This is a genomic window from Methylobacterium sp. Leaf102, from assembly GCF_001422425.1.
GTDB lineage: Bacteria > Pseudomonadota > Alphaproteobacteria > Rhizobiales > Beijerinckiaceae > Methylobacterium.
Genome location: NZ_LMMX01000023.1, coordinates 12,307 through 25,063 on the forward strand (window position 1 = coordinate 12,307; position 12,757 = coordinate 25,063).

Below are 12,757 nucleotides of genomic sequence, written 5' to 3' on the forward strand. Positions count from 1 at the left end.
TCGGACGGCCTCGAATCGGCGCAGAAACTGCACTTGGGTGAGGCTCATACACGAAGCCTCCGCCACTTCCAACCGCCGGCACGCGATTCCGACGCCGATGTGTCAGGCGTGCGACTGGATGAAGTTGCGCACCAGCGGATAGGTCTGGCTCTCCCACTTCCGGCCCGAGAACACGCCGTAATGGCCGACGCCCGCCTGGAGGTGATGGCTCTTCATGTGCGGCGGCAAACCCGTACACAGATCGTGAGCCGCCATGGTTTGGCCCACCGCGCAGATGTCGTCGCGCTCGCCCTCGACGGTCATCAGCGCGGTGCGCCGGATCGACCGCATGTCGATGGGGTTGCCCCGGTAGGTGAGCTCGTTCTTGGCCAGGGTGTAATCCTGGAACACTGTCCGGACGGTCTCGATATAGAACTCCGCGGCCAAATCGAGGACCGCGAAATACTCGTCGTAGAACGTTTCGATCTGCTGCGCCTTCTCGGTCTCGCCGTTGGCGAGATGCCAGAACAGATCGGCGTGACCCTGCATGTGGCGCTTGGCGTTCATGGAGACGAAGGCCGAGACCTGCATGAAGCCGGGATAGACCCGTCGGCCCGCCCCCTTGTGGCGCTGGGGCACGGTGGCGATGAGATTCTTCTCGAACCACGCGATGGGCTTCGAGGTGGCGAGGTGGTTCACCGAAGTCGGGCTGATGCGGCAATCCACCGGGCCGGCCATGAGGGTCATGCTGCGCGGGTGCGCGACATCCTTCGACTGGGCCATCACGGCGGCGGCGGCCAGAGCCTGCACGGCCGGCTGGCACACGGCGACGAGGTGGGCACCCTCGCCGATGGCGCCGAGGAACTGCACGAGGTGATCGACGTAGTCGTCGAAGCCGAAGGCACCGGCTTCGAGGGGCACGTCTCGGGCGTTGTGCCAGTCGGTGATGTAGACGTCGTGGTCGGCGAGCAACGTCCGCACGGTGCCGCGCAGGAGGGTGGCGAAGTGGCCCGACAGGGGCGCCACCACGAGGACCGCCGGTTGCGGCGTGTCGACGTCCTTGCGGAAGCGCAACAGGGTGCCGAACGGCGTGGCGAAGACGGCCTCCTCGGTCACGGCGACCTCGCGGTTGCCCACCGTGACGGTGTCGATGCCGTAAGCGGGACGCGTGAAGGTCAAGCCCGCGCGCATCATCATGCGGGCGCCCGCCGACCACCAATTCATCGGCTCGCGGTATCCGGCGGCGGTCCAGGGCGAGACCGCGTCGTGGACGAGTCGACCCCATGCACGGGTCTGCTCGGCCAGATCCGTCTGGGCATCGAAGGCACGATAAAGCATGAAGCCTGAACTCCTACACGAACGACCGGATCGCGGAACGTCCGCAGAGGACGGACCAGGCAAAAGGCCCGCCACCGATGGGGCGCTAGGCTGAGCCAGGCGAGCGATCAACGCAACGGGCCTGCCGAGCGATCCCCCGGGGCTGTTGTACACCTGCATCACCGACGCCCTCCGGTCCGAACCGATCTCGCCCCTCGACGCCCGGGCAGAAAAATAGTGCACTCCCGCACCATAGTGCCCGTTCGATTGTGCGAGCATTGCACGGCGGCGCAGCGCGGATCCGCCATGACGTCTCGGTTCCGGCATGACATCTCGGTTCCGGCATGACATCTCGGTTCCGGCATGACATCTCGGTTCCGGCATGACATCTCGGCGGCTCACCCTGCCGAAGCGCTCACGCTTTTGCCCGGATCGGGGCCGGCGAGGCACGATCTCCACTCCGTGGCCCGATCGGCTTGCCGTTCTCGCGGTTCGGCACGAGTCTTGGATCGCCACCAGCCTCGGCCCCTATGCTCCGCACGCGGTCGACCAGAAACACCGGGGGACCCCCATGCCAGCGGCGACACTCACCATCTCGAGTCGCAACTATTCGTCGTGGTCCCTGCGCGGCTGGCTGGTGTGCCGGATGGCCGGCCTCGACTTCGAGACGGAACTGCTCTCGGGCAACGATGCTTCGACCCGGGCGGAGCTGCTCCACCTCTCGCCGTCCTTCCTGGTGCCGCGCCTGTGCCACGGCGAGATCGTCGTGTGGGACACCCTGGCCATCGCCCAATACCTCAACGAGATTCGACCGGAGGCCGGGTTCTTGCCGAAGGACGCCGTGGCGCGGGCGCATTGCCGGTCCATCGCGGGCGAGATGCATGGCGGCTTCATCAACCTGCGTTCGGCCCTGCCGATGAATCTCAAGGCCCGCCACACCGGGTTCAAGATCTTCAACGGCGCGCGCGGCGACATCGACCGGATCGTCACCATCGTGGACGAGTGCCTGTCGCGCTATTCCGGCCCCTACCTGTTCGGGGAGACGCCGAGCCTGGCCGACGCGATGCTGGCCCCCGTCTGCACCCGGTTCGTGACCTACGACGTCCCGGTCTCTGGCGCGACCGCGGCCTACCGCGACACCATCCTCGCCTGGCCCCTGATGCAGGAATGGCTGGATTCGGCCCTGGCCGAGCCCGACGAGATCGAAGAACTCGACATGGAGTTCTAGGGAGGCAGCTCATACAACGGATTGCCGCTGCTCGGGCACTCTGTCTTCGGTTCGAAGTTTCCGGTCCCGGAGAATCGGGGGGCAAGGGCTGTCGACGCTCGGATGACGTTTGGGCGTGGATCGAACCGCACCTGCCCCACGGTCAACCGGGTAAAACTCGGGTCAATGAAAGACAAGTCATCGGTCAGTAACCTGCACGTCCTGAAGATGGGTACCGGCGGCAGGTTACGCCCTCGGTTTACGGCTCACGACACGACGGTCCACGATCACTACAACGGGGGCTCGCAGCGCAGGGTCCGGCAGTGCCTGTTTCTCAGAACAGTGCCAAAGGCCGCATGTCCGACGAGCGGATGCTCGATGCCGTGCACGCGAAGGCAGACCGCTCGGCATCCGGCGAAAAGGTTAAGACCGGAGCCAGACGATCGCCCGCTCGCGCGGCGGTTCGAGGAGTAAAGTCCAATGCTTGGCCGAGCGGTCGCCCTGACGCTCGGCAACGTGTCCGACATCAGTGGAACGCTGCCGCTGCTTCGGGCTGTCGTCCCACCCAGACGTCTGATCGCCGACAAAGCTTACGACGCACGGAGCCCGAGGGATTGGCTGAAGCGCCACCGGGTGAGTGCCGCCATCCTGCAACGGCCACCCGAACCATGGCCTTCGAGTTCAATCGGATCGCCTGCCTGCAGCGCACTCGGATCGAGCGCTTGTTTGGACATCTCAAGAGTTGGCGGCGTGTCGCAACCCGCTATGATCGCTTGTCCTGCAACTAACTGGCGGCCGTTGCGCTCGTGTCCTACTTCGTCGCACAGGCCTCAATGAGTCCCCTACTAACCTTCCGGCTACCCGTTGCCGACACGATGCAGTAGCCTCTCAGTCGGCTCGGTCCAAAATACCGGCCAAGTCACTGGGGAACTCACGATCAGAAGCAGCACGCAAGAAAAGCTGATGCTTCAACGCGATAGCTTGGAGCGGGCGGCGGGAATCGAACCCGCATATTCAGCTTGGGAAGCCCTGATAGGTCTCTGATTTTCAAGGGCGACGTTCCCTGTGTGCGTCCGTTCAAGGTCTCTCTGTTCACGGGCGCGCATGACACCGGACCGCTCCCACCACGGGTGACCAGAAACGCAAAAAGCCCCGCCCGGCCGGAGCCGAGCGGGACGAAACAGGCAGGTTCCGGCGGGGAATCCTGATGGTCATCCTCTCGCGAGGGCTGGAAGGCTTGTGGCCGGTTCCTCCGGCCGGAGTAGGACTGGCCTGCTGCCGGTTCCGTGGACGCGCTCCTAAGCTAATTGGGCCTGTTTTTCGAACTCGATCGGGCTGACGTAGCCGAGGGTCGAGTGCCGGCGGGCCGGATTGCAGAAGCGTTCGATGCAGTCGAACACATCGGCCCGAGCCTGGTCCCGCGAGCGGTATGTCTTTCGAGCCGTCCGTTCGGTTTTCAGCGACGAGAAGAAGCTCTCCATCGCGGCATTATCCCAGACGTGTCCGGATCGGCTCATGGAGCAGGTGATGCCGTGATCCGCCATGAGGCGCTGGAACGGTTCGCTCGTATACTGGCTGCCCTGATCCGAGTGATGCAGCAGGGGATTCGGCTTGCCCCTGCGCCAGACAGCCATCAGCCGAGCGTCGGTGACGAGTTGGGCTGTCATGCTGGCCTGCATCGACCAGCCCACGACCCGACGTGAGAACAGGTCGATGACGGCCGCCACGTCAAGCCAACCTTCCGCCGTCCAGATGTATGTGAAGTCGGCGATCCACTTTTGGTTCGGCCGATCCGGTTCGAACTGTCGATCCAGGATGTTGGGGGAGACGACGGAGCGCTCACCAACATCCTTGGGCAGGCAGCGCCGTCATGGCCGGGCCCGCAAGGCGTTCTCTCGCATGAGCCGCTCAATCCGATGTAGCCCGCAGTTGATGCCGTCCGCGAGCACGTCGTGCCAGATCCGACGCGCTCCATAGGTGCGGTCGCTTGCCGCGAAGCTCGCCCGCACCTTCGACAGGATCGCGGCGTCGTCCTGGACTCGCCGGCTTGCCCGCCGGGTGAGCCAAGCATGGGAGCCGGACCGGGAGACGTCGAGGGCGTTGCACATCCACGCAACCGGCCAGATCGAGCGATGCTTGACCACGGAGGCGAACTTCATATCGCATCACTCGCGAAGTACGCCGCGGCCTTGTTTAGGCTATCGCGCTCCGCCTTCAGACGGGCGACCTCTTTACGCAGGCGCTCGATCTCGACCTGCTCGGCCTTCATCTGCCCAGGACCGGGAAACGCCTCGGCCGGATCGGACGAGAACTCCTTGATCCATTTGCGCAGGACGTTCTCGTGCACGTCCAGATCACGGGCAGCTTGCGCGACCGAAACGCCCCGCTGCTTGATCAGCCGAACCGCCTCGACCTTGAACTCTCGACCAAACTTGCGAGGCTGCATCCCACACCTCCGCTTCCATCATGAAACCCAGACTGGGTGTCTACGGAACCGGCGGCAGGCCACTACGAGGGTTCGATACGCCTCCCCAGCGAGCGCCACCGTCTCCTTGTGGGTGAGCCGCTTTGGTCCCTCGCGCACGGAACGCCAAACACCCTCCGGGTACGCAACGGCTACCGCCTGACGAGCCTTCGCCTCTTGAGGGTCTCGGGTCCGCAGGGAGGTGCGAACATCCGCATCCTTGGCCGTGATGGTCTTCTCGACCACGCTATCCCCCATTGGAATAGCGAGAAGCCGTCCGCGAACCTTCGGCAGCACGTCAGCCGAGATGCGCTGGATGAGTTGGTGGGTGGTGCTGCCTTGCCGCTTCATGGGGCACGGCATCCGAAAGGGCATGTTGAACGCATCTGTTGAACAGTCAGATGCGGAGAAAACCCTTCAAGATCAAATGCTTTTTGCGGATCAGCGGCTTAGCCTGCTGTTGGTGCCCAGGAAAGGACTCGAACCTTCACCTCTTGCAAGACTGGTACCTGAAACCAGCGCGTCTACCAATTCCGCCACCTGGGCCTGTCGGGGCCGCGTGCGGCGCCGACGTGGGTTCGTTTAGGCGGCGCGGGGGCACCCGTCAATCGTGATTTTGAGGTGGCGCACGAAACGGTCGGTCCGGTCCGCGTCGGGGCGCGGCGTCCCTGCGGACGCCGCGCCGTGTCGCCTGCCCTCAGGCGCTCGGCCAGTCGCGGATATCGACGAAGTGCCCCGCCACCGCCGCCGCCGCCGCCATGGCGGGGGAGACGAGGTGGGTGCGGCCCCGGTGGCCCTGACGGCCCTCGAAGTTGCGGTTGGAGGTCGAGGCGCAACGCTCGTTGGGGCTGAGGCGGTCGGCGTTCATGCCGAGGCACATGGAGCAGCCCGGCTCGCGCCAGTCGAACCCCGCCGCCTTGAGGATGCGGTCGAGGCCTTCCGCCTCGGCTTGGGCCTTCACGATGCCGGACCCCGGCACCACCATGGCGGAGACGCTGGCGTGGACCTGGCGGCCCTCCACCACCTTCGCCACGGCCCGCAGATCCTCGATGCGGCCGTTGGTGCAGGAGCCGATGAACACCCGGTCGATGGCGATGTCGGTGATCTTCGTGCCCGGAACCAGCCCCATGTAGTCGAGGGCCTTCTCCTTCGACTGGCGCTTGTTCTCGTCGAGAATCGTCGCCGGGTCCGGCACGGCGCCGGAGATCGAGACCACGTCCTCCGGGCTCGTGCCCCAGCTGACGATGGGGGGGAGGTTCGCCGCGTCGAGCCGCACTTCGCGGTCGAAATGCGCGCCTTCGTCCGACACCAGGGTCTCCCAATAGGCGCGCGCACGCGCGAACGCCTCGCCCCGCGGGGCCTTCGGACGCCCCTCGACATACGCGAAGGTGGTGGCGTCGGGCGCGACGAGGCCGGCGCGCGCGCCGCCCTCGATGGACATGTTGCAGATGGTCATGCGGCCCTCCATCGAGAGGGCGCGGATGGCCGAGCCCGCATACTCGATGACGTAGCCGGTGCCGCCGGCGGTGCCGATCTCGCCGATGATCGCCAGGATGATGTCCTTGGCCGTCACGCCGGGCGGCAGGGTGCCGTCCACGGTGACGCGCATGTTCTTCGCCTTCTTCTGCAGCAGCGTCTGGGTGGCGAGCACGTGCTCCACCTCCGAGGTACCGATGCCGTGGGCGAGCGCCCCGAAGGCGCCGTGCGTCGAGGTGTGGCTGTCGCCGCACACGATGGTCTGGCCCGGCAGGGTGAAGCCCTGCTCGGGGCCGATGACGTGGACGATGCCCTGGCGCCGGTCGAGGGCGTCGTAGAACTCGATGCCGAAGTCGCGCACGTTCTCGGCGAGCGCCTCCAGCTGGATGCGGCTCTCCGGGTCCTCGATGCCGAAGCTGCGGTCGGAGGTCTGGACGTTGTGGTCCACCACCGCCAGGGTCTTCTCCGGGTGGCGCACCCGGCGCCCGGCGACGCGAAGCCCCTCGAACGCCTGCGGGCTCGTCACCTCGTGGACGAGGTGGCGGTCGATGTAGAGGAGGCTGGTGCCATCCGGCTCGACATCGACGACGTGGTCGTCCCAGATCTTGTCGTAGAGGGTGCGCGGCGCGGTCATGATCGGGCTGTCTTCGCGTTTTCTGAACGGGCTTGGGAGATGGGCTTGGAAGACGGGCTTGGGCACCCGGTTCTCCCTTTAGTAGTATTCCAGACCGTCCGGCGAAAGTGGGGCGCCCGTCCCCTCTGGCGGATGGCTGCGGCGCGGTTTTCGCATATCGGCCCGGACGATGCCGGGGTGGGGCGGCGGGCGTCGGCTGTGGGGACCCGCGCCGGCTCACTGGACCGTTCCCGGCCCAAGTCCTAAAGCGGAAGGGCACCCCGCCGGGGTCGCGCACCGGAGTCCCGAAGGTCCGCCATGACGCCCGTCGATCTGCTGCTGCTCAAACCCATGCAGCCGAGCGTGATGGAAGCCCTGGCGACGCGCTTCACCCTGCACCGGGCCGACACGGCTCCGGACGCGGAGGCGTTCTACGCCGAGGTCGGCCCGCGCATCCGCGCCATGGCGACGGGCGCGCAGGCGCCCGTGGACGACGCCCTCCTGGCGCGCCTGCCCAACCTCGAGATCGTGGCGAGCTTCGGCGTCGGGTACGATACCATCGACACCGCCGCGGCCGCCGCGCGGGGCGTGGTGGTGACGAACACGCCCGACGTGCTGTCGGACGAGGTCGCAGACCTCGCGATGGGCCTGCTGCTCGCCACCCTGCGCCAGATCCCCCAGGCGGACCGCTACCTGCGCGCGGGCCACTGGCCGACCCGGCCCTACCCCCTCACCCCCACCCTGCGCGGGCGCACAATCGGCATTCTCGGCCTCGGGCGCATCGGCCGGGCCATCGCGACGCGGCTCGAAGGCTTCGGCGTCGCCCTCGCCTATCACGGCCGCCGCCGGCAGCCGGAGGTGTCCTACACCTATCACGCCACGCTGCTCGACATGGCCCGGGCCGTCGACGTGCTCCTCGTGGTGGCGCCCGGCGGACCGGAGACGGACGGCCTCGTCGACGCCGCCGTGCTGGCCGCCCTCGGTCCGGAGGGGATCCTGATCAACGTGGCGCGCGGCAGCGTGGTGGACGAGGCCGCCCTCATCGCGGCCCTGCGCGACGGGACGATCCTCGGGGCCGGGCTCGACGTCTTCGCCCGCGAGCCGCACGTGCCGGCCGACCTCGTCGCCCTGGATCACGTGGTGCTCCTGCCCCATGTCGGCTCGGGCTCCGTCCACACCCGCGAGGCCATGGGCCGCCTCGTCGTCGACAACCTGCTCCACTGGTTCGACGGCCGGGGACCGCTGACGCCGGTGCCGGAGACGCCAGTGCCGGAGACGTTTCGGAGCGCGGGCGCGTGAGCCCCCGCGCGCCGGCCCGCATCCTCGGTTTCCTCTCGGTCCTCACGGTGGGCGGCGCGGTGTTCGCGCAAGCACCGCAGGTTCAGCAAGCACCGCAGGTTCAGCAAGCGCCGCAGGCTCCACAACCGCCGCAGCCGCCGCTAGAGGCCTCCCCCCTTCAGGATCCGCAGGGCGTGGCCGCGCCCGAGGTCGCGCCCGCCGCGCCCTTCGTCGAGAGCCTGCCGAAGGACATCGCCGGGGTGCCGGGCACCTGGGACCTGTCGCGGGACGGCAGCACCCGGCGCTGCGTCATCACCCTGTCGAGCGAGAGCGGCGAGGCGGGGCGGCGGCTGTCCTTCCCCGCCGGGTGCCGCCGGGCCCTGCCGGTGCTCAACGGCGTCGCCGGCTGGCTGTTCACCGACGGCACCCTGCGCTTCGTCGACAGGAACGTGCGGCCGGTCCTGCCCTTCACCCGCCGGCCCGACGCGCGCAGCCTCGCCGCCACCACCGAATCCGGCGAGCAGTACAGCCTCGTCCCCCTCCAGATCCTCGCCATGCTGCCGGCCGTGCCGGTGCCGGCCGTGCCGGTGCCGGCGAGACCGGAATCTGCCGCGTCCCGGTCGGACGCCCAGCGTCCGGCGGCACCGGAGACGGACCTGGGCGGCGAGCCGCCGCCGGCCGGGATCTATACCCTCGACCGGTACCGCGACCCCGATACCTGCCGGCTGGAGCTGACGCCGGCCCAGCCGCCCGCCCCGGTCCGCATCCTCGAGGGATGCCGCGACACCGGGCTCGGCGTGTTCGATCCCGTGTCCTGGCAGTTCGCGCGGGGGCGGCTCACCCTCACCGCCCGGCGCGGGCATACGGTCACGCTGATCCCCACGGGCGACGGGCGCTGGCGCCGCGACCCGGAAGTCGGCACCACCTTCATCCTGCGCCGGGTCGTGGCCCCGTGAGCTGGGTCGCGGCCCCGTGAGCCGGGTCGCGGCCCCGTGAGGAGGCCGCACGGGTTTGCCCCATGCGCGGCCCCGGATTATGCCGACGCGATGCTCACCGTCGCCGCCCTCTATCGCTTCGTCGATCTGCCCGATCCGCTGGCGCTGCGTGCCCCCCTGGAAGCCCTGTGCGGTAGCCTCGGGATCACCGGCACCCTCGTGCTCGCCCGCGAGGGCATCAACGGCACGGTGGCGGGGGCGGCGCCGGCCATCGAAGCCTTCCTCGACGCCCTGCGCAACCGAGCGCCGTTCGGCGCGCATTTCGGCGCCGTCGAGGTCAAGATGTCCTCGGCCGAGGCCCCACCGTTCGGGCGCCTCAAGGTGCGGGTCAAACCCGAGATCGTGACCTTCGACGGCGGAGCCACCCATCCGGCCCTGGCGCCGGCGAGTCCCGTGGCGCCCGAGGCCTGGAATGCGCTCCTGGACACGCCGGGGCTGCTGCTCATCGACACCCGCAACGCCTTCGAGGTGGCCCTGGGAAGCTTTCCCGGGGCCGTCGATCCCGGCACGAGGCGGTTCAGCGAGTTTCGCGCCTACGTGGACGGTCTCGACCCGGCGGCGCACCCGAAGGTGGCGATGTTCTGCACCGGCGGCATCCGCTGCGAGAAGGCCGGAGCCTACATGCGGGCGCGCGGCTTTTCCGAAGTCCACACCCTGGCGGGCGGGATCCTGCGCTACCTCGAAACGGTGCCGGATGCGCAGAACCGCTGGACGGGCGACTGCTTCGTCTTCGACGGTCGCATCGCCCTCGGCCCCGCCCTGGTCGAAAGGCCAGACCACGCTCCGGAGACACTGCGATGATCGACCCGGCGATGCGCGATCCGGCGACGAGCGACCCGGCGATGCGCGATCCGGCGACGAGCGAGCCCGATCTCGGCACCCGCATCGACGCCCTCGAGATGCGCCTGACCGAGCAGGACGCCGTCATCGACGACCTCAACGCCACCATCACGGCACAGTGGCGCCAGATCGATGCCCTGTCGCGGCGGATGGCGAAACTCGTCGAGGAGATCGAGGAAGCGGGCCATCGTCCCGGTTCGAACGCGCCGGAACCACCGCCGCCGCATTATTGAGCGCGCCTTCCCGCACCGGTCCTTCGCGATACGGATCCCTTCGTCGATTGGGCCCGAACCCATGCTCATGCGTACGGGCGACACCTTCCCGATGACGGACCCCATGCTCGGTGACGGATTCCATGGCCGCCCGTCCGCGAGGGCGGGCACGCCGTGCGAGGCGCGATCCACATGGGCGGTCCTGCGCGTGCCGATCGCCGGGCAGAGCCCCCCACCCCGGAGGGGACGGGCACCGGCCTCGATCGATCGCGACGGAGGTCGTCTCAGGGGCCGAAGATGCGAGCCGTCAGTTTCGATTTCGCCAGGTCGCGAAGGCACACGTAGAAGATCGGGGTGAAGATCAGTCCGAAGACGGTGACGCCGACCATGCCGAAGAACACGGTCGTTCCGATGGCGTGGCGCAGTTCGGCTCCGGCGCCCTTGGCGATCATCAGGGGGACGACGCCGAGGATGAAGGCGAGGGACGTCATCAGGATCGGTCGCAATCTCAGGCGGCCGGCTTCGACGACGGCGTCGACGATCGATCGCCCCTGGTTCTCCAGGTCGCGGGCGAACTCGACGATGAGGATGGCGTTCTTGGCGGCGAGACCCACGAGGACGACGAGGCCGACCTGGGTCAGGATGTTCTGGGTCAGGATGTTGTTGTCCTGTCCCATCCACAGGACGCCGCTGATGGCCGACAGCAAGCACATCGGCACGATGAGGACGACGGCGAGCGGCAACGTCCAGAACCAGGGCGAACAGGGTCAGCGTGTTGATGGTGTAGCCGAGCATCGCCATGGCGGCGAACGTGCCGACGAGCGACACAGGGATCGCGAGCAGCGGAATGACGGTGGCGCGCACGTTCTGCAGGAAGACGATGACCACGAGGACGACGAGGGCGATGGCTTCGTAGGTCGTCACTTCGAGCGCCTTGATCGACGTGCGTACGAAGAACTCGGTCGGATTGTAGGTCATTCGGAATTCGACGCCCGAGGGCCGATCGCGCTCCAGCGCCGCCACCGTGGCCTGGATCGTTTCGGAGCCCTGGAGCGCGTTCGTGCCCGGGCGCTGGAAGACGAGCAGGGCGACGGCGGCCGAGTCGTTGATGTAGGCGTTGGTGCCGTACTTCCGTGCGCCGAGTTCGGCGCGGCCGACATCCCTCAGCCGGACGACGCGGCCGCCGCCGGTGTTGCGGATGATGAGATTCTCGAATTCCTCCGGCTGCCGGAACCGGCCCTGCACGGTGATCGAGGGCTGGAACGCCCGGCCGGAGGGCGCGGGAGGCTGCGCGAGCACGCCGCCGGCGACCTGGACGTTCTGCGCGCGGAGCGCGTCCACGACCTCCATCGCGGACATGCCCATCTCCGAGACCTTGTTCGGATCAAGCCATATCCGCATGGCGTATTCGCGCGCGCCCACCGGCTGAACGCTGCCGACGGTGGGCAGCCGGCTCAGCACCGGCACGACGCGTTGAAGCGCATAGTTCGACAGATAGAGCTGATCCCGGCTCCGATCGGGCGAAACGAGTTGCACGACGAGCAGGAAGTCGGGGGCGTTCTTCGCCACGGTCACGCCGATGCGGCGGACGACCTCCGGGAGGCGTGGCTGGGCGAGGGCCACCCGGTTCTGCACCAGGAGCTGCGCCTTATCGAGATCGGCGCCGACGCGGAACGTCACGGTGTGGCTGAAGCTGCCGTCCTGCGTCGACTGCGACTGCATGCGAGCGACGCTTGCGGATGAAGGGGGTCGCGGCCTTGTGGGCCTCGATCGGCTGGACCCCGACCTCGGGGAAGAATCTCGGCATCCGTCCTTTCACGAACGGCGAGGATCCGTTCCTTCACGGTCTGGCCGCCGAATTCTTTCGTCAATATTCGGCGGACGCGCTGGAGCCGGTCTATTGCGAGGACATGGCGCACGCGATGGGCCGTTACATCGGCAAACGCTACGGCACGGCCGCCGAGACACGCTCGATCCCCCTCTCGGCCTGGCAGCTCAGACGGATCACCGAGTACGTCGAGGCGCACATGACCGACGGCATCCGCGTCCAGGATCTTGCGGATGTCGCGGCTGTATCGACCGGGCATCTCCACCGGGCTTTTCGCGCGGCGACCGGGCTGACGCCCTCCGCCTTCATCAGCGTGCGACGCATTCGCCGCGCGATCGCGATTCTGCGGAACGAGCCCGTGACGATCGCGCAAGCCGCCCTCCGGGTCGGGATCAGGAGTCCGAGCCGGCTCGCCGGCCAGATGCGACGCCTCACGGGCTACAACCCCTCGGGCTCGTACCGCGGGCGCGATCGCCAATGATACGGCCCTCGACAGGACCGCCGATGGACCACGTCTTCGTCAACGTCATCCTGGCGGGCGGGGGCGA

General features: G+C 67.8%; 9 protein-coding genes, 1 tRNA gene and 3 pseudogenes. 7 read left to right on the forward strand and 6 right to left on the reverse strand.

Annotated elements, in window-relative coordinates; all coding sequences use genetic code 11:
* Positions 1 to 102: 102 nt before the first annotated feature.
* Positions 103 to 1,317, reverse strand: coding sequence for a polyhydroxyalkanoate depolymerase (gene phaZ / locus ASF27_RS11620; RefSeq protein ID WP_056360272.1), 1,215 nt, complete (start codon positions 1,315 to 1,317; stop codon positions 103 to 105).
* A 550-nt stretch (positions 1,318 to 1,867) separates the two neighbouring features.
* Here phaZ and ASF27_RS11625 point away from each other — a divergent pair.
* Both ASF27_RS11625 and ASF27_RS22275 read left to right on the forward strand, forming a co-directional pair.
* The gene (locus ASF27_RS11625) at positions 1,868 to 2,524 is read left to right on the forward strand and encodes a glutathione S-transferase family protein (protein WP_056171114.1); all 657 of its coding nucleotides are present in this window, start codon (positions 1,868 to 1,870) and stop codon (positions 2,522 to 2,524) included.
* Positions 2,525 to 2,643: 119 nt separating this feature from the next.
* Positions 2,644 to 3,291, forward strand: a pseudogene (locus tag ASF27_RS22275) (transposase).
* A gap of 510 nt (positions 3,292 to 3,801) precedes the next feature.
* On the opposite strand, the pseudogene ASF27_RS11630 reads toward ASF27_RS22275, so the two are convergent.
* From ASF27_RS11630 to leuC, 3 genes and pseudogenes are all read right to left on the reverse strand, one after another.
* Positions 3,802 to 4,949 (reverse strand): annotated as a pseudogene (locus ASF27_RS11630) (IS3 family transposase).
* Between the two features lie 479 nt (positions 4,950 to 5,428).
* Positions 5,429 to 5,513 (reverse strand) — tRNA-Leu (locus tag ASF27_RS11640).
* 151 nt (positions 5,514 to 5,664) lie between these two features.
* On the reverse strand, positions 5,665 to 7,077 hold the full coding sequence (leuC, locus tag ASF27_RS11645) for a 3-isopropylmalate dehydratase large subunit (RefSeq protein ID WP_056171123.1): 1,413 nt from the start codon (positions 7,075 to 7,077) through the stop codon (positions 5,665 to 5,667).
* A gap of 297 nt (positions 7,078 to 7,374) precedes the next feature.
* Between leuC and ASF27_RS11650 the strand changes: the two genes are divergently transcribed.
* The 4 genes from ASF27_RS11650 (at position 7,375) to ASF27_RS11665 (ending at position 10,402) form a co-directional block, all read left to right on the forward strand.
* The gene (locus ASF27_RS11650) at positions 7,375 to 8,355 is read left to right on the forward strand and encodes a 2-hydroxyacid dehydrogenase (RefSeq protein WP_056360275.1); all 981 of its coding nucleotides are present in this window, start codon (positions 7,375 to 7,377) and stop codon (positions 8,353 to 8,355) included.
* Positions 8,352 to 9,290 (forward strand): AprI/Inh family metalloprotease inhibitor, encoded by a 939-nt coding sequence (locus ASF27_RS11655; protein WP_244480995.1) that lies wholly within the window; start codon positions 8,352 to 8,354, stop codon positions 9,288 to 9,290. Before ASF27_RS11650 ends, ASF27_RS11655 begins: the two co-directional genes overlap by 4 nt.
* A gap of 90 nt (positions 9,291 to 9,380) precedes the next feature.
* Positions 9,381 to 10,130 carry a rhodanese-like domain-containing protein gene (locus ASF27_RS11660; protein ID WP_056360278.1) on the forward strand — a complete coding sequence of 250 codons (750 nt, stop codon included), beginning with the start codon at positions 9,381 to 9,383 and terminating at the stop codon, positions 10,128 to 10,130.
* A gap of 41 nt (positions 10,131 to 10,171) precedes the next feature.
* Complete coding sequence (locus ASF27_RS11665) at positions 10,172 to 10,402, forward strand: SlyX family protein (protein ID WP_056360975.1); 231 nt, start codon at positions 10,172 to 10,174, stop codon at positions 10,400 to 10,402.
* A gap of 263 nt (positions 10,403 to 10,665) precedes the next feature.
* Here ASF27_RS11665 and ASF27_RS23135 read toward each other — a convergent pair whose 3' ends face one another.
* Both ASF27_RS23135 and ASF27_RS23140 read right to left on the reverse strand, forming a co-directional pair.
* A complete protein-coding gene (locus tag ASF27_RS23135) occupies positions 10,666 to 11,088 on the reverse strand; it encodes an efflux RND transporter permease subunit (protein ID WP_244480996.1) in 423 nt (140 codons plus the stop codon).
* A gap of 97 nt (positions 11,089 to 11,185) precedes the next feature.
* Positions 11,186 to 12,103 (reverse strand): annotated as a pseudogene (locus ASF27_RS23140) (efflux RND transporter permease subunit); the annotation flags it as partial.
* Between the two features lie 17 nt (positions 12,104 to 12,120).
* On the opposite strand from ASF27_RS23140, the gene ASF27_RS11680 reads away from it, so the two are divergent.
* Positions 12,121 to 12,690: an AraC family transcriptional regulator gene (locus ASF27_RS11680; RefSeq protein WP_056176901.1), complete on the forward strand. Its 570-nt coding sequence runs from the start codon at positions 12,121 to 12,123 to the stop codon at positions 12,688 to 12,690.
* The last annotated feature ends 67 nt before the right edge of the window (positions 12,691 to 12,757 follow it).